The following is a 17,857-nucleotide window of genomic DNA, read 5'->3' as shown; positions in this document are numbered from 1 at the left end:
CCCTACGACATGTATGACTTTGTTGATTTATTATAATTATTTTTTTTGTTGTTCTTCAATTGCTTTTTCATAAAATGGAGCTATCTCCAATATTATTTTTTCTCCATTTCGAAAAACTTGTATAACTGAGTCTCCTTTTACTTTACTAATAGAATCTCCAATTCGTAACTTGCCCCAAAAATACGGATGAATCCCTCTACTCTTATTGTCAACAAATTTAATCATCGAAGCATTGTGATTAAATTTATCATAATATTTCCTTTCGATTTTCCCATTATAGGAATCCTCAATTTCTAAATTATAATTTTCTGTCATAATTGATAATACATCCTTTTTAAAAATGAATTTAAAAGCTAAAAAAGACATATTCCTATCATTAAAACAAAAACTATCGGATGAACCTTTATTCCTCTTTGCTTTTCCATATCAAAGTAATTATAATTTTAAAACCCATGTTCTCGTAGAACTAATCATAGCTCCAACAGAGACTTTTCCTACTTGAATTCCCGTAGAAGGATATTGTGAAGATTGACCCCCTCCATAATATATATAAGGTCTAGAGTTAGATTCAGTACGATTACCAAAATTAGAGAAACCATTTCCTTGAGTTCCTCCGTATTCAATACCTCCACTTGCTATACCTATCCCAACACTTAAATTTACTGAATTACCCATACCATTGAAATCATTGATTGCAAAAGTTTGATTATTTGTAGGATTAATTACACCCGAAGTAATTCCAATACCTCCTCCAAGTCCGGCATTTACACTAAATAGAAAGTAAAAAGAGAATAGTACGTCTCTTACTCAGACTTATTTTTAAATACACAATCACAACCGATCCTTATCAATCTTTAGTGATACATAAACCTTTTATATTATCTGCATAATGCAAATCGTTTATAGAATCTCTTTCGAGGCATATTTCTGTATTCTCATTTAATTGAATACAATTGATATAATTATTATACTTAAGACTGACATTAGAATTTCCTACATGTTCTTCTTTATTCCAGATAGAATGTAGTTTAAATAAATATTTCTTATTTACTCTTATTGAATTACATTTTTCTACACTCTGTTTTTCTGATATTATTTTAAACAGAGAATCGCTTCTCTTGGCATAGATTAAATAATAATTATTGATAGAGTCAATTTTATAAACTGAATATTCTAAACTTGAACTTGAGTTTACCTTATGTGTTTTACATGAAAATATTAAAGCACATAAAAAAATAAAGATTATATTTTTCATAATTTAATTTCTTATTTCTATAATTACTGGTGCCTTCTTGCCGTCCTTTACAGAAAATTGTACACTTATTGCTGCTTGTGGAACAGAACCATTACTACTTCTATATAAAGTATTTCCACTTTTATCTAAAAAACTTTCATATACCTGACCTGCCTGCGGAGTAGCCTTATTGTGTGCAGAAGTATATACAGACCCCACTTTGTCACCAGCTGGAGAAGATACACCTGATTTTTGTGATATCACTCCTCCTTGATATGCTTCCGTTACTTCATGCAAAGTATTACTCCCAGGCTTATTATAATATGAATCAATCTTACTTAATGTTAATGGATTAATTTCTTGATTTGCTTCCACGATTTTTTTGCCCGACGCAGAATCTACATTATTTGTAACTGTATTTCCTAAAAAAGCTCCACCTAAATAAGGCGTACCTCCTGCAGTAACATTATAATTCTCTGCTGCTACATTAACATTAACTGAATGGTCGTCAATTGCCGAAGTTAGTTGTTTACTATCTGAATCTAAAGTTGCTCCTTGCACGACTGTATAGCTTACTTTTCCCGCTGAATCCATACTCAAATTCAATTGCCCTTGAACTGACTTCTGCAACTCCGCAAAAGCAGCGGCAGACTCAGAACCAATAATAATGACATCATTTGGTCCCATCCCATCAGGGTCAATAAACCTCATTGGGTTATTAAAACCGTAGTTATAAGGAGACCATCTTCTCATCTGTTCCGCCAACGGATCAATGTTCATCCATCTTCCTAATGCAGGATCATAATTTCTCGCACCAAAATCATACATATTCAGGTCTTTTTCGGGTTGAAATTCTTTTCCTCCAAAGGTGTATTTATATCCTGTATTTCCTGTAATAGTGCTGTAATTCTGGTGTTCTAATCTAAAGGTATAATGTTGTTATAACTTTAACTTATTGAACAATAGAAAAATAAAATTGATGTAAGGTAAGTTTACCCATTTACCTCTTTTACAAGTTTTTTTTTCCATAATAATTTATTTTCTAATTCAAATAATCTAAAAATCAATATTCCGTTTTACTTTTGATATGTCCTAACAATAATGTCACTAGAAATATTATTATTCCTAATAAAGAGCCTATTAAAATTATTATTAACCACCAATAAGGCAATACCCATAATAGAAAATATTTAATAGAGCTTAATACATCCTTATACCAAACTCCCTCATAATATTGTTCAATGTAAACATCATCTTGTAAACCAGAAATGTAAGAAAATGTTAAAATAATAATAACACCAATTAACCAACAAATTATAATCTTTTTATGTCTTCTCATTTTTTATTTTTTTTATGTGGATCAGCATTTTCAAAACGTGCATTCCATTCTTCTATACTGTAAATTTTATCACTCCCATCATTTTTATAAATCCCTTCAAAATTACCGTCTTTATCTATTTTTATAAGAACATTAAACTCGCTAATTTGTCTTTCATTTTTACCAAATAAACTTGTGAAAGGAGATCCTTCATAGAATCCAATACCAAGAAAAACACTTTGTCCACTTGGATCACTTATAAAGGCTTCAGTACTAGGGAAGTTATCACCTACTAAACTCCCTATAACTTGTAAAAAGCCTTTTTCTTTATTTTCATTTATATAAAAATTTGATTCTACATCTATATTCGGAGCTCCAGGTGTTAATGGATTTGCACCGGCATAAGAAGTCTTAAAACTATAATTCTTATCAGACCCATCTTTGAATATACCAAAACCAGTAGTAAAACCACCAGAAGGTTCTGCTGTTCTTCTAAAACCTGGTGCTGAACTATGCCAAGTAGGTGAACTCCAATTAGAAAGTGATATATTTGACTTATCAGTATCAAAATTAATCCTTTGGTGAACTCTTGCTGAAGCACTTGCTGATGTAGAGTACCCTCTATTATCTCCGTGAAATCCTCCTCCAAATGTTTTAAATGGAGCAAACGATCTAATAGTAATTGGATATGGTATTCTACCATCCGGATCTATAAAATAAACAGGATTATTGAATACATAAACATACGGAGAGAACCGTCTCATCTCTTCCGCCAACGGATCTACATTCATCCATCTTCCTAAAGCCGGATCATAGTTTCGTGCTCCAAAATCATATAGGTTTAATCCCATTTCTTCCTGTAACTCTTTACCGTTGTATTGGTACTTATAATTGGAAGCTGTACTCCCTGTCATATCATTATACCCCTGATGTTTTAGTCCAAACGGATAATAGTTGTTTTCTTCCAGAATTTCAGTTGGTTCTATTACGCCGTTGTTATTGCCATCTGCATACACCACACGGTTGTTGCCCAAATGGTCTTTATGGATATAATGGTAAATATACGCATTGTTCTGATAGGCTGTATAACCTTCCGGTTGAGGAAAGAACTGCAGGGTTCCGTTAAGGTACTGAAAACCGTCTATATACTCGGTGATCTGATTAGGTCCGCTATTGCCCAATACACTTTTCTTTAATTTATTGCCCGCTGCATCATAGACATAATAAATACTTCCCTGATCTGTATCGATGACTATGGGCAAATTCAGATGATTATACGTGATTTTAGTAATCCGTTTGTTGGTATCGGTGATTAAGTTTCCGGAACCATCATAGGTATAGGCAGCAGCCTCAGAAGGGATTTCTTTAAATCCGTCAGGGTTGTTGGTATAGTCTCTTACCATAGTCAGCTGATTGCCGTTATAGGTATAATCGAGTTCGTCCATATCCAAAACCTGTCCGTCTACCATAGCTCCGGTACGGTTTAAGGTGCGGATGTTGCCGTTTAGGTCATAATTCATACTTTCTCTGTGTGCCTGATGGCGAATAAAGCCCATGGTCCAGCCCGTCTGAAAATACATCATCTGCGCATTGGTCAGCCGGTTGAGTCCGTCATAATCATAACTGTAACCTTTGCTGATGTTGTCTGTAGCCGTTTTCCAGAGCACACTGTTGATGTTACCGTTGTATAACGCTTTTCCTGTATTCCCTTTTTCATCGTCTTTGCGGTTGTAGTTGATCTTAAAGCTGAACAGGTCATTGTCGGTTGTCTCACTGAACATTCCCGGATCGTTGATTTGCGTGAGCCAGCCACGGATGTTGTACTGATAGTCGGTTGTCTGTAATCCGTTGCCCGAAGCTGCCAATCCGCCTGTTTTTTTACGGATAAGCACTCCGAGTTCATCGTATGCATTGGCCGTAATAAGTTCTTCCTGCTGTGCGTTGATTTTTTGGGTATGTTTGGTAAGCCGGTCTTTAAGATCATAGGTATAATTATCCGTGATCTCCACCGGGGTACTGTTGCCCATACGCTGGTGCGTTGTCACGGTTTGCAACGGAAGTCCGCTAAAGCTGAGCTTGCTCAGGGTACGGGTACTTGTGCCGGAGGCTTGCTCGCTATGGGTCGCTATCACGCGTTTTTTGACATCATACCAGTTGTATTTTTTGGTCCATTCTTCGGTTTCAATTGCGCGGATATGCGATACCAGCGCCAGTCCTTTGGTGTTGAGTCCGCCCGCAGGCTGATCTGTCAGTACCGTTTGCCCCAGGATCTGACTGCCCACATTAGGAGTATGGGCAGGATAACGGTCGTAATAATCAACCGTAAGTATTACCATACTGCCCGTAGGAAAGGCTTTTTTGGTATAATAGATATCGATCCCGTTCTGAGTAAAAGGCGTGCTGCTGCGCTCTTCATTGTTATACCAGTTGTTGAGCATGCTGTTCACGGCATTCTGCATGGCCATACGCGTAGCGGTGTTGATAAAAAAGCCGGTATAAACCACGCGCCCCTGCGCATCGTATTTGGTGAACATCCAGCCTTTCTTTCTAAAATTGTTGTTGTTGGTTCTCAGATTGCCGTCCTGAAAAAGAATCAGACGGTCCTGTTTGTCATAAACCATATACTCCCAGTCTTTTTGCGGCAGCTTTTTTTCTGCTATGCGCTTTTTGGCATCGTAGTGGTACTGATAGCCCAATTGGTTCAGAGTTTCCGCATCAACAGATCCCTTTGCCAATGGCGGCAATACGGCAGCCAGCAGATCGCTCTGGTTATAGATATAGTAGGTATCGTGGGGTTGATCTTCGTTATAGGTTCTCTTCAGTACTACAAAACCTCTGGGATCTTTAAACTCTTCGCTGGTGTTGTTGCGCCCGTCCTGCGCTTTCCAGTTTTCATTGCGTACTATGGTTTTGGTCAGGCTTGCCGCCGGATAATAGCCGTCTTGACTGATGCTGTTTTTATAAATTCCCTCCGAAAAAGTCGTTGTCACACGGTAGCGTCTGACTTCATCGGGTCTGTTCAGATCGTATTGCATACGCAGGGTGTTGCGCTGGTCTGCGGAAATAGCACCGCCATAATCTTCCAGACTCCAGTCTCTGCCCGGAAATCCGGTTTCGACTATGCGCTGGCGGGGAGAAACCTCTAAACGGTTTTCTGTATACGGATTCGGAGTGTATTCGTATTTATCGGTATTGTAAAAGTTCTGCGTCTGATTTTTTGCCTCTTCTACATAGTTAGAATGGTAGGTGATAAGCGTACCGCCACCGATCTGGTTTTGCGTCACCGTTTTTCCCGCACTGGTAAAAGGCAGATACTCTTTGATCTGACCGATGTTTTTTTCGTATTCGATATGCGTAACGATGTTTTTATTATCATCGGGAGACTGGTTTTGCTGTATCTGCTGAATCGGACGTCCAAGTCCGTCATAATACGTTGTGGTAACAAAATTCTCCGGAGTGTTGAATATGGGAGAACCCGGATTTAAACCGTTTTTGTAAACGGTTTCGCGTACATAGTTATGGGTACCGTTTTGTGCGTATAACCCTGCACCTGACAGTGCTGTAAATAATATAAAGAAATACCGTAGCATAGCAGATTAGTTTTTATAGTTGTATTGATAGCGTTGGGTTACCAGTCCTTCGTGGTTCACTACCTGATAGAGTCGGTTAAAGGTATCGTACTGGTAGCGTTCTTCTCTGCCTGCGGCATCAGTGATGCTGGCAATACCCACCATAGGGCGGTAGGTGTAAGTGGTTACCATCGCCTCCGGGAACAGCGTTCTGAGACTGTTCAGTGCGTTTTTCAGATTGGTTTCGTTATACGTGGTCGCCGTCTGATTGCTGTAATTGCCAATGTTGATACGGCTGCCCAAATAAACCGTATTATTGGAGTAGTATAAAGAAGCCTCTACATTGACCAGTTTGGCCACAATACGGCTGCTGTTATATCCATACACTAAAGTTACCGGCAAGCCTGCTGCATCTATATAGCCCGTGAGTAAACCAGCCGTATAGTGTGTGTTTTCAACTCCGATTTTTTCAGGAGCAACTTCCGGCGTTCCAAACTGGGTTTTGAGCAGGTTGGCAGCGGTGTCATAGCTATACAATGTACGTTCCCGCATCACATCATTGATCAACTGTTGTTGCGAGGTGGTTACAATAGTATTGTTGATCTGATTGTATTTCATATTCACCTGTTGGCTGCGCGCCAATAACGGTTCTTCCGTACTGGTATATTCCACCTGACGCAGCTCATCGTCATAGCGTGTTCTGCTAATGCTTTGAATGGCATCATCTCCGTTTTCATATTGACGGGTACGGGTAACAACCGATCGGATATGAGGTTTGATGTCCGTATCGTCTACATAGCCATTGATCGCCGGTTTGCCATATTCATATTCATAATCGCTTTCGGATAGAAGCTCTCCCGATGCAGAGAAGACCGCAGAGCGTTTCAGGTCTGTTCGTTTTAGCTTCACAAATGAAGCCGGAATATCATAATACAAACTGGTTTTTCCGATACCGCGCACCTCTACATCAACCCGGTCATAAACCAGATTGTTGGGTGCTGCATCAAAATAACTATAATAACTAAGGCTGACATGTCCGGAGCTGCTGTTAGGTGTACTGCCCGGATAGGTAAAATTGATGAGCTTTTCTGCTGTGTTGGCACCCGAAGGTGTGTCTAAAATGTTTTTAGCAACATTCTCTTTAAAATAGGCCATTTGCGCAATACGCATACCCGTCTCATAACGGAATGCATAATACGTATCGCTATAGCGGAATTTATACGCTCCCAGATAATACGGTGAGGCTCCTGCTCCGGTGTACCGTAAAGTATATTGGTTGTTGGGTGCTGCGGGTAATACGATGTTCGAAAGTGCTCCCTTACAGGCCATTTCAAAAGAGGCACTTCCGGAAGGTGCTTTGACTGCATTTATCAACAGATCAGAAGCCGCCAGGGTGGTTCCTTTGTAGAACTGTAAAACATTGCCAGGATATTTGTTTATAAGAAAAATCTTGTCTCCGGCATTGGCGGTAAACTGAAAGGTTTGGCCATTTACCTGAGTCAAAGCAATGGGCTCATAGATATGGTTATCGTAATTAAAATCACGGAAATCGGTCATATAATTGAGTCCTTTGGAAAAAGTATGCGGTTCAAATTTATAGACCACCGATCCTCCCGTCGGATATTTGATTTTCTGAAGGGTATAATAATCGGTTTTATACGTACTGGGGTGTACATAATCTCTGCAACCATAATAGCCGCTTAAAAAACCAAAGCCATCGATGATGAACCCCGACGATGCGTTATCTTTGTATTCTATAGCGGTATCCAGACTTTTTTGCTGTGTATTGTCATATTCTTTAATGCCTTTGAGCAACTTTTTGTAAAATCGGTTTTTGGCAGGGATATCCGTCTCTGGTTTAATGATGTGCAGATTGCTGATATTGACCGTCTGATAATCAAAGGCGATCTTTTTGATGAGATTGCCCTGCAGGTCTTTTATTTCCATGGCATTCGTAAAAGAATTAACCAGTGCACCGGGATTGCTTGCTGCCAGTGTATTGCTAAATGAAAGGGTTCCCTGTCCGTGGATACGGATATTTTTTACATACAGTTTGGTATAGCCTTTTACTAATCCCAGACCGTTCATCCAACGGTTCTCCCGATCCGGTATGGTTACAGACAGTTGTTCGTATTCATAAGAGACCAGCAGATTGTTATGACGGTCATAAATTTCAGAAATCTCCAGGTTTTTCCAGTAACGGAAACCGTTGGCATGCATCTTACCCGATATCAAATGCCCCGCAGGAAATACCTTCGTTCCGGTATGACCGTTGCCGGGATGCAATACATGACCCGTCGCTATTTCAAAATTACAATTCTCATACAGCGTTGCCGGTTCTGTGAGATAGGTTTGCTCATAAGATTCATTATGGCTGATGTTAGATTGTGCTGCAAAACGGTAGCGGTAACCGTTTTTATCATAAATGGAAATGGCCGTAATTAAAGCTCCCCAGTCCGGTTGTTCGATCTCTATTTTTACAAAATCAGAGGATTCATACACCTCTGCTTTGAGTTGATTGTTTTGATTATAAAGAATAAATTTACCGCTGAGTCCCAGAAATGAAAAGGTATACAGATCACGGTTGTCGCGATAGCTCGCTCCGGGATTGTTATAGTAATAGTTTTCATCAGGAACATCATAATTCTTTTTAAGGGTTTCTGTCGTATATTGTATGATAATCTGATTCCCTCCACAGTTGCTTCCTGTTGTTTTGGTTGAATAGGTGTACGATCTGTCTGTAATTTCGCGACTGATGGTACCGATAGCATTTAAGTTCCAGGCATCGCCAAACTGACTGCCGATATAAAAGGTGTTGGTATTACCCATCATGTCGTATGCCAGTGCAACGGGCATTTCAAAACCACGCGTGGCTATTTTATAAAGCGGCAGCTGCACATCAACACCTCCCGTTGCTTCTGTCTGGGGAAATTCATACAAATCTACCATAGAGGTAAAGGTATATTTATTAGGCGCCTCCTGAGCCCGAAGCAATACCGTAGAAAAGAATAATAGAAGTAGTAAGCAGTTCTGTTTCATGTTGTTTTATTTTTTGATGACTTTTACCGAACGGTTGATGACGTTGGTTTTGATGTTGATGATGTAAACTCCCTGAGGATATCCGCTCAGATCTACTGCAATCATATCGTATTGCAAAGGTGCCGTATGCAGTACTTTGCCACTTAGATCCGATAAAATCATCTGTCCTTCTTCGTATTCATGGTTGATGACCACATTGGTAAATCCTTCGGTTGGGTTTGGAAAGGCTTCGATCTGTATTTCCGGAGTTTTGGTTTTTTCTTTGGTGTTGAGCTTTACAATCCAGTAGTCGTTTCGTCCCTGATAGCCCTTTTTAAGCGCAGAGGTTTTCCCCGTAGAGTTTCCTGCAAAGACATAACCGCCATCACGTGTGATGATCGCTTTGCGCAGCAGATCGTCTCCGTCTGTAGAGAGTTCTTTTTCCCAGATTTTTTCGCCTTGGGCATTGATATGGATCGAAACATAGCTCTTTTTATGGGTTTTGGGATGTATCGTATAACCCGAAAGCAACAGGTTTTGATCGCTGTCTAATAGTACTGAGGTCAGTACATCATCGCCTTTAAAGTCATAGGTTTTCTGGTCTGTCGGCTGCATTTTCGCATCGAGTTGTACCGTCCAGAAATCGTTTTGTGTTTCTGCCGATACAGTTTTAGTACCGCTGCTTTCGGAACTGCTCGTTCCTGCCAAAAGATAACCGTTGTCAACAGGCAACAGATCGGTCAGAAAATCGTCTGCCGTTCCGCCATAGCTGTGTTGCTGCAACAGGTTGCCGTTGTGATCCAGGGTCAACAGCCAGATGTCATAACCACCGTTGGTGTCCACGGCTTTGTTGGCGCCGATCGGGGAGTTGGATTGTGCACCGATGATAAAACCGTCTTTTGTCGGTACTATGGTTTTGACTTCATCATTATAGATACCACCAAAGGTTTTTTCCCAAAGCAGCTTGCTTTTTTGTCCAGTCGCAGTATCCATAAATCGAGTCCGCCGAGGTGCTGCTGGCTTTTTTCACCGGATACCGGGGAATTCGTGTTGGCTCCGATGATATAACCACCGTCTGACAGGCGTTTGATCGTCACCAGTCGGTCATCTCCCGAGCCTCCCAGGGTCTTTTGCCATTCTTCTGCTCCGGCTGCATTAATCTTTATGAGCCACAGGTCGTTTTTGCCGCGGGAAGCTTCTGTTTTATGACCGTCTTTTGGGGAGTTGGAAGTACCGCCAAGCAGATAACCCGCATCTCCCGTAGGAATCAGGCATTGCAGCAGGTCCATACCCGAAGCACCAAAGCTTTTTTGCCATTCTTCTTCTCCGTCTTTATCCATCTTCCAGAGCCAGTAGTCCAGATTGCCCTGGCCTTCGCTGGTTTTAGAGCCCGTTTTGTCTGAAAAGGAACTCCCCGCTAAGAGAAAACCATAATCTACGGTAGGCACCATATCAAATAAATACTCGGAGTGTTTGCCGCCAAGGGTTTTTTCCCATACGACTTTTTGCGCATGAGCAGAGAGCAGCGCAAAGCCTGTACACAGGCACAGCAGTGTTTTTTTCATCGTGTTTCGTAAAAACTAAGGCAGCGGTAGAAGGAAACTGCCTAAGATTATTTGGAAACAAACATATTGCATTTGTGTTAATAACACAAGTAAAAAACGAATATTTTTTAATTTGTTACAGTATTGTAACAGATTTTATGACAAAAATGGAAAATAATCCCCAATCCCAACTTTCCCACGCCCAATATCTTACTCAAAAGCCTGTTGGGTGGTCTTACACCATAAAAAAGCCCGGCAGTATTGCCGGGCTTTTATTTTACTGTATCGGGAATATTTATATTTCAAATCCCATATTTACACCGAGTTTGGTAGCAATCACACGGCTCAATTTATTTTTAAGATCCGGAATGGCTACAGAAGAGAGTACCTCATCTGTAAACGCATACATCAGTAAAGCACGGGCTTCTTTTTTAGGAATACCTCTCTGCTGCATATAAAACATGGCCGATTCGTCTAACTGTCCTATGGTACATCCATGCGAACATTTTACGTCGTCAGCAAAAATTTCTAACTGCGGCTTGGTATTAAGCGTTGCTTTATCACTTAGCAATATGTTGTTGTTTTGCTGAAAAGCATCGGTTTTCTGAGCAATTTTTTCTACATATATTTTTCCGTTGAAAACCCCCGTAGAGCGATCATCATATATCCCTTTGTAATTCTGGTGGCTCTCACAGTTGGGCTGTGCATGATCTACCAGAGTATAGTGGTCTACGTGCTGTTTGTCGCCAATCAATGTGATTCCCTTTAGCGTACTGTCAATACGCTCTCCCTGATGATGGAAGTTCAGGTTGTTTCTTGTAATATTACCCCCGAAAGAGAAGGTGTGAACCAATACACGGCTTTCCTGTTTCTGAGCCGCATAGGTATTGTCAACCAGATTGGCGGTCTGTACATCATTTTGCAGTTTGTAATAATCTACAATAGCGCGTTTCTGTGCAAAGATCTCCGTTACTGAATTTGTCAGTACAGGTGCCGATGTGAGACTCTGATGGCGCTCCAGTATCTGTACGTGTGCATTTTCTCCAACAATCACAAGGTTACGCGGCTGTACAAAAACCGGCTGATCATGATGGGTCAGATATACGATTTCTATAGGTTTGGCTACCACCGTAGATTTCGGGATGTTGATAAACGCACCCTCATACGCATAGGCTGTATTCAGATTGGTAAGGCTGTCGTTTTTATCGGATATCTGATTGAAATAGGTATCGATAATCATTTTGTATTTTGGTTTGGTCAATGCCGAAGACATTAAGCAAACATCCAGACCATCATGTGTGGTAGAGGAAAGATGCGAACTGAATACGCCGTTTATAAATACAAGTTTATAGGTATCTACATCATTTAAAAAGTATTTTTTGACCTCTTTGAATTCTATCGCTTCGTCATTTTTTGGAAAAATGCTGAATTCGTTGTTTAAAACAGCGTTTAAAGAAGTGTATTTCCACGCTTCTTCTTTTTTGGTAGGAAATCCTTTTTCTTCAAATACTTTTAATGCTTCCGTACGGATATCGTGTAACTGTGAATCGGTATCTACGCGTTGTTCAAAAGCAATAAATGATGATAATAATTTTTCTTTTAAATCCATTTAAATGTGGTTTAACGTTTGCTGTTCCGTGATACAATCTCGAAACAGTAAACCGGTCACTAAGCTAATTCTGCTTTAATCCAATCGTATCCTTTTTCTTCTAATTCCAATGCCAGTTCTTTGGTACCTGACTTTACAATTTTTCCATCCATAAGTACATGGACAAAATCCGGCACAATGTATTCGAGCAAACGCTGATAGTGGGTAATGACTACAACAGCATTTTTATCGCTTTTGAGTTTATTTACGCCGTTGGCTACAATACGCAACGCATCGATATCCAAGCCCGAATCCGTTTCATCCAGAATGGCTACTTTCGGATCCAGCATCGCCATCTGAAAGATTTCATTACGCTTTTTCTCTCCTCCTGAAAAGCCTTCGTTTAATGAACGGGAAAGAAATTTACGGTCAATCTCCAATAGTTCTGCCTTTTCTTTGATGAGTTTCAACATTTCATTCGCCGGCATGTCTTCCAATCCTCTTGCTTTGCGCGATTCATTGATCGCTGTTTTCATAAAGTTGGTTACCGAAACTCCGGGTATTTCTACCGGATACTGAAAGGATAAAAAGATTCCGTGGTGTGCTCTTTCTTCCGGACTCAGTTCACTAAGGTCTTCTCCATCCAAAGAAACAGATCCTTCCGTAACTTCAAAATTTTCATTTCCTGCAATTACAGAAGAAAGGGTACTTTTTCCGGCACCGTTTGGTCCCATTATCGCATGAATTTCTCCTGGTTTTACCTCAAGATTAATGCCTTTTAATATCTCTTTGTCCTCAACAGAGGCATGTAAGTTTTTTATTGATAACATAATTAATTGGGTCATTTGAAAATTTGAACATCCAACCTTTAGCATTGCTTTTGTAACAGGTTGCATCAAAATTTCGTGTTGTTTTTGTTTTGATGTTATTATTTTTTAGCCCGCATACGGCAGGAATGCATTTTTATTATCCTACCGATCCCTCTAAAGAGATTTCGAGTAATTTCTGTGCTTCTACAGCAAACTCCATTGGCAGTTTATTCAACACTTCTTTAGAAAATCCGTTTACGATCAAAGCAATGGCTTTTTCTGTCGGTATTCCTCTCTGGTTGCAGTAAAAAATCTGGTCTTCTCCGATTTTGCTCGTCGTAGCCTCATGCTCCAGTTTTGCCGTACTGTTTTTAGATTCGATATACGGAAATGTATGCGCTCCGCATTCATTGCCCATCAACAGGGAATCACACTGCGAAAAGTTACGCGCATTTTCTGCACGCGGTCCTATCTGAACCAATCCTCTATAGCTGTTTTGTGATCTGCCCGCAGAAATTCCTTTTGAAATGATGGTAGATTTGGTGTTTTTACCCAAATGGATCATTTTGGTTCCGGTATCTGCCTGCTGGAAGTTGTTGGTTACCGCAATGGAATAAAACTCCCCTACCGAATTGTCTCCTTTAAGGATGCATGAAGGGTATTTCCAGGTTACTGCCGATCCGGTTTCTACCTGTGTCCAGGATACTTTTGCATTTTTCTCACACAAAGCACGTTTGGTCACAAAGTTAAACACTCCGCCTTTTCCGTCTTTGTCTCCCGGAAACCAGTTCTGTACCGTAGAATATTTGATTTCTGCGCCGTCAAGAGCAATGAGCTCCACAACTGCGGCATGCAGCTGGTTTTCATCACGTGAAGGTGCTGTACATCCTTCGAGATAAGAGACATACGAATCCTGATCTGCAATCAGCAAAGTTCTTTCGAACTGCCCTGTTCCTGCCTGATTGATACGGAAGTACGTAGACAATTCCATCGGACAACGCACTCCTTTTGGAATATAGCAGAACGATCCATCAGAGAAAACCGCCGAGTTCAAAGCTGCATAAAAGTTGTCTTTCTGAGGCACTACCGTTCCCAAATATTGCTGTACCAGATCTCCGTGTTCTCTGATCGCTTCAGAAATGGAACAGAAAATAATTCCTTTTTCTGCTAACGTATCGCGAAAAGTCGTCGCTACCGATACGGAATCCATAACGATGTCCATGGCAACTTCTACACCGGATAATCTCTTTTGTTCTTCAATAGAAATTCCTAACTTTTTAAAGGTTTCCAATAATTCAGGATCTACCTCATCCAGACTTTTATACTGGTCTTTTTTCTTCGGAGCCGAATAATAAGAAATGGCCTGGAAATCCGGTTTCTGATACGTTACATTTGCCCAATCCGGTTCTTTCATTTCCTTCCAGATACGAAAAGCCTCTAAACGCCAATTCGTCATCCATTCCGGTTCCTCTTTCTTTTTCGAAATCGCTCTTACAATCTCTTCATTCAAACCAATAGGAAATGTTTCCGATTCTATATCCGTATAAAATCCGTATTCATATTCCTTTGTCTCAAGTTCTTTCTTTAATTCTTCTTCTGTATATTTTGACATATTTTCTTTTAAATATTAAAACCCTTTTTGTGAAAGCGCTTTAAAAATTCAATCTTTATCGTATGGTTATTATAGCGAAAAACTTTCTCCGCATCCGCAGGTTCTCGAAGCATTCGGATTGTTAAAAACGAATCCTTTTCCGTTTAATCCTCCCGAATATTCCAATGTGGTTCCTATTAAATACAGGAAGCTTTTTTTATCAACGGCAATTTTTACGCCGTTGTCTTCAAAAACTTTATCGGTATCTGTTGTTTCTTTATCAAATTTTAATTCATACTCCAACCCGGAACATCCGCCGCTTTTTACACCCACGCGCACAAAATCGTTCACCGGGCTAAAACCATCATCTTCCATTAATAGCGCTACTCTTTTAGCAGCAGATTCTGAAACTTTTATCATGATTTTTTTGCTTTAAACTTTATCATCCGCAAAGATACCACATTTTATGATTTTTATCATGTTTCGTAACACTTTTATAACGTATGGAAGTATAGATAAAATTTATGCTCATGGCTTTTCGCTTTAACGTATGACTTCCCACGCTGACGAGAATTTTTAAAAATCTGGTTTTTGTTTTCTTAAAAAGAGTATTTTAGTAGTCTAATTTACAGACTCCAAATGCGTTTTCTTATGAAAAAAATTATTTTAACGGTAGCAGTAGCTTTTTGTATACTTGAAACCGTTCACGCACAGGTTACCACTCTGCCTCCGAGCTATTCTGAAAAAAAGGATAATAACCTCACCATCTACAGAGCGGAACCTGAAATACAGCACAATCTGATTCATACCAAAATAGCCATCAGTTTTGACTATCAGAAACAGGAAGCTGAAGGGGAAGCATGGATTACGCTGAAACCACATTTTTATGCAACTGATAAACTCATACTTGATGCTAAAAATATGGTCATCAAAGAAGTGGCATTAGCTCAGGGTAAAGCGCTTAAAAAACTCAAATATTCCTATGACGATCAGCAGCTTTTGATCACATTGGACAAATCATATCAGCGGTCAGAAACATTTGATATTTATGTAAAATATGTGGCACAACCCAACAAAGTGACCCATGAAGGCAGTGAAGCGATTCACGATGCCAAAGGATTGTATTTTATAAACCCGACAGGAGCCGATACCGACAAACCGATACAGATCTGGACTCAGGGAGAAACGGAATCATCATCGGGCTGGTTTCCGACAATTGACAAGACCAATCAGAAATCTACCAGTGAAATCTATATGACGGTTCCCGACCAATATGTGACGCTGTCTAACGGGGTTCTGAAAAACCAGACGAAAAACAGTAACGGTACCCGTACCGATTACTGGAAGATGGAACAAAAGCATGCTCCTTATCTGTTTTTTATGGGAATCGGTGATTTTGCTATCGTAAAAGATCAATGGAATCAGATTCCTGTAAACTACTATGTAGAAAAAGAATACGCTGCTTATGCAAAACAGATTTTTGGAGATACACCAGCTATGATGCAGTTTTTTTCCGATTTGCTTGACTATCCGTATCCGTGGCCAAAATACGATCAGATGGTGGGTAGGGATTTTGTCAGCGGTGCTATGGAAAATACTACCGCTACACTGCACAAGGAAGATGCACAGCAAAAACCGGGACAGCTGATCGATGAAAACATCTGGGAGTCCGTGATTGCGCATGAGTTGTTTCACCACTGGTTTGGAGATCTGGTAACAGCAGAAAGCTGGTCGAATCTTACGGTAAATGAGTCTTTTGCCAATTACTCTGAATACCTGTGGTTTGAACATAAATACGGTAAAGATAAGGCAGAAGATCACCGTCTGGCAGACTTGAGTGCTTACCAATCGGGCAACGGATATGAAAAAGATCTGGTTCGTATTCATTATAACTCCCGTGAAGATATGTTTGACGACATATCCTATAACAAAGGAGGAATGGGGGTTTTACACATGCTGCGCAATTATCTCGGAGATGATGCTTTTTTTAAAGGTCTGAATCGCTATCTGAAGCAGCATGAATACGGAAAGGCAGAAGCTACACAATTGCGTCTTGCTCTGGAAGAAGTGAGCGGACGCGATCTGAACTGGTTTTTTAATCAATGGTACTATGGTTCCGGCCATCCGAAACTGACGGTACAACAGTCGTATGATGCTCAAACCAAAAAAGTAACCCTGAAAATCCGTCAGACACAGAAAAATTTATTTGAATTTCCATTGGATATTGATGTGATAATCAATGGTAAACCTATGCGTCATCAGGTATGGATTGCTAAGGAAGAAAATAGTACTCTGATGTTTGATGCGGCAAAAAAGCCGGATGTAGTGCTGATAAATCCGGAAAAAGTATTGCTTGCAGAAATCGAGGAAGACCGTTCTGTTGAAGAGAATATCGCTGCTTATCTGAGTCCCGGAGCAAGTTATGGCATAAGAAAAGAGGCACTTGACGGATTATATGACCAGCAGACAAATACCCGTGTAACAGAAACTTTAAGAAAGGCTCTAACGGATCCGTATTACGGATTGCGAAAAGAAGTGATTGAAAAACTGTCTCCTGAATCGGTAAAAAAGACTTTTACAGCCGAACTGAAAACCATTGCTGAGAAAGACAAGCAAACGCTTGTACAAGCCGCTGCACTGACCGCATTATGGGAAGCAGACATAAAAGACACGCCTCTTTTTGAAAGGGCTTTGAAAAGTCCTTCTTTCAGCGTACAAAGTGCTGCATTGAGCTATCTGATTAAAAACAACCCGAAAGAGATGGAACGTTATATGAAGAATATGGATGAAGAAGTACTGGCAAAAAATCAGGAAGCTTCATTGCTTATGATTCCGCAATGGATCCGAAATAACGATTGGAATAAAGCAAAGCTGATTGCAGAATCTGCAGCGTTTTATTACCTCATAAAATTTCAGGATCCCGACACCGGCAAAGTACTGGAAGATGCCTTTGACTGGATCATGCAAAATGATACTCCGGATGCTACGAATAAAATAGCGATGCTTTACCGGCAGTTAAAAAAAGAATTGGGTGACGGACCTCAGGTAAGTATGATTGTTAAAATTATGATTACAAACGGGCTCACTCAAAAGAAAGCCGCACAGCAAAAAAATCCGGCTTCTCAAAGCCTGCAAGAGCAGGTAAAATTACTTGAAACGCTTTTATCAGAGTTTTAAATATAAAAA

At 40.1% G+C, this 17,857-nt stretch carries 13 protein-coding genes; 1 reads left to right on the top strand and 12 read right to left on the bottom strand.

From position 1 onward, the window contains the following. Window positions 1-36: 36 nt before the first annotated feature. From QW060_RS16260 to QW060_RS16205, 12 genes are all read right to left on the bottom strand, one after another. Window positions 37-366, bottom strand: coding sequence for a hypothetical protein (locus tag QW060_RS16260; protein WP_290364511.1), 330 nt, complete (start codon window positions 364-366; stop codon window positions 37-39). Between the two features lie 69 nt (window positions 367-435). Beyond that, on the bottom strand, window positions 436-675 hold the full coding sequence (locus QW060_RS16255; RefSeq protein WP_290364510.1) for a hypothetical protein: 240 nt from the start codon (window positions 673-675) through the stop codon (window positions 436-438). Window positions 676-1,258: 583 nt separating this feature from the next. Then, on the bottom strand, window positions 1,259-2,131 hold the full coding sequence (locus QW060_RS16250) for an RHS repeat domain-containing protein (RefSeq protein WP_290364791.1): 873 nt from the start codon (window positions 2,129-2,131) through the stop codon (window positions 1,259-1,261). Between the two features lie 166 nt (window positions 2,132-2,297). Then, window positions 2,298-2,573 (bottom strand): hypothetical protein, encoded by a 276-nt coding sequence (locus QW060_RS16245; RefSeq protein WP_290364509.1) that lies wholly within the window; start codon window positions 2,571-2,573, stop codon window positions 2,298-2,300. Further along, entirely contained in the window at window positions 2,570-6,142 is a 3,573-nt protein-coding gene (locus QW060_RS16240; RefSeq protein ID WP_290364508.1) for an RHS repeat domain-containing protein, read from the bottom strand. Before QW060_RS16240 ends, QW060_RS16245 begins: the two co-directional genes overlap by 4 nt. 6 nt (window positions 6,143-6,148) lie before the next feature. Then, complete coding sequence (locus QW060_RS16235; RefSeq protein WP_290364507.1) at window positions 6,149-9,160, bottom strand: RHS repeat domain-containing protein; 3,012 nt, start codon at window positions 9,158-9,160, stop codon at window positions 6,149-6,151. Between the two features lie 6 nt (window positions 9,161-9,166). Next, window positions 9,167-10,132 (bottom strand): T9SS type A sorting domain-containing protein, encoded by a 966-nt coding sequence (locus QW060_RS16230; protein WP_290364506.1) that lies wholly within the window; start codon window positions 10,130-10,132, stop codon window positions 9,167-9,169. Continuing rightward, window positions 10,048-10,590: a hypothetical protein gene (locus QW060_RS16225; RefSeq protein ID WP_290364505.1), complete on the bottom strand. Its 543-nt coding sequence runs from the start codon at window positions 10,588-10,590 to the stop codon at window positions 10,048-10,050. Before QW060_RS16225 ends, QW060_RS16230 begins: the two co-directional genes overlap by 85 nt. A 388-nt stretch (window positions 10,591-10,978) precedes the next feature. Beyond that, window positions 10,979-12,292, bottom strand: coding sequence for a Fe-S cluster assembly protein SufD (gene sufD / locus QW060_RS16220; RefSeq protein WP_290364504.1), 1,314 nt, complete (start codon window positions 12,290-12,292; stop codon window positions 10,979-10,981). A gap of 59 nt (window positions 12,293-12,351) precedes the next feature. Next, window positions 12,352-13,101 (bottom strand): Fe-S cluster assembly ATPase SufC, encoded by a 750-nt coding sequence (sufC, locus tag QW060_RS16215; RefSeq protein ID WP_290364790.1) that lies wholly within the window; start codon window positions 13,099-13,101, stop codon window positions 12,352-12,354. Window positions 13,102-13,237: 136 nt separating this feature from the next. Further along, window positions 13,238-14,692, bottom strand: a complete 1,455-nt coding sequence (gene sufB / locus QW060_RS16210; RefSeq protein WP_290364503.1) for a Fe-S cluster assembly protein SufB — start codon at window positions 14,690-14,692, stop codon at window positions 13,238-13,240. Window positions 14,693-14,761: 69 nt separating this feature from the next. After that, a complete protein-coding gene (locus QW060_RS16205) occupies window positions 14,762-15,091 on the bottom strand; it encodes a HesB/IscA family protein (RefSeq protein WP_290364502.1) in 330 nt (109 codons plus the stop codon). Window positions 15,092-15,322: 231 nt separating this feature from the next. On the opposite strand from QW060_RS16205, the gene QW060_RS16200 reads away from it, so the two are divergent. Beyond that, the gene (locus tag QW060_RS16200; protein WP_290364501.1) at window positions 15,323-17,848 is read left to right on the top strand and encodes a M1 family metallopeptidase; all 2,526 of its coding nucleotides are present in this window, start codon (window positions 15,323-15,325) and stop codon (window positions 17,846-17,848) included. The last annotated feature ends 9 nt before the right edge of the window (window positions 17,849-17,857 follow it).

This window comes from Paenimyroides ceti, from assembly GCF_030409925.1.
This window is presented reverse-complemented; position numbering and strand designations above follow the sequence as displayed.

Coding starts and splice junctions, on each gene's coding strand:
- QW060_RS16245 (WP_290364509.1), bottom strand. CDS start 2,573: ATGAGAAGACATAAAAAGATTATAATTTGTTGGTTAATTGGTGTTATT.
- QW060_RS16240 (WP_290364508.1), bottom strand. CDS start 6,142: ATGCTACGGTATTTCTTTATATTATTTACAGCACTGTCAGGTGCAGGG.
- sufB (WP_290364503.1), bottom strand. CDS start 14,692: ATGTCAAAATATACAGAAGAAGAATTAAAGAAAGAACTTGAGACAAAG.
- QW060_RS16225 (WP_290364505.1), bottom strand. CDS start 10,590: ATGGTGCCTACCGTAGATTATGGTTTTCTCTTAGCGGGGAGTTCCTTT.
- QW060_RS16230 (WP_290364506.1), bottom strand. CDS start 10,132: ATGGATACTGCGACTGGACAAAAAAGCAAGCTGCTTTGGGAAAAAACC.
- QW060_RS16205 (WP_290364502.1), bottom strand. CDS start 15,091: ATGATAAAAGTTTCAGAATCTGCTGCTAAAAGAGTAGCGCTATTAATG.
- sufD (WP_290364504.1), bottom strand. CDS start 12,292: ATGGATTTAAAAGAAAAATTATTATCATCATTTATTGCTTTTGAACAA.
- QW060_RS16235 (WP_290364507.1), bottom strand. CDS start 9,160: ATGAAACAGAACTGCTTACTACTTCTATTATTCTTTTCTACGGTATTG.
- QW060_RS16200 (WP_290364501.1), top strand. CDS start 15,323: ATGAAAAAAATTATTTTAACGGTAGCAGTAGCTTTTTGTATACTTGAA.
- sufC (WP_290364790.1), bottom strand. CDS start 13,101: ATGTTATCAATAAAAAACTTACATGCCTCTGTTGAGGACAAAGAGATA.
- QW060_RS16255 (WP_290364510.1), bottom strand. CDS start 675: ATGGGTAATTCAGTAAATTTAAGTGTTGGGATAGGTATAGCAAGTGGA.
- QW060_RS16260 (WP_290364511.1), bottom strand. CDS start 366: ATGTCTTTTTTAGCTTTTAAATTCATTTTTAAAAAGGATGTATTATCA.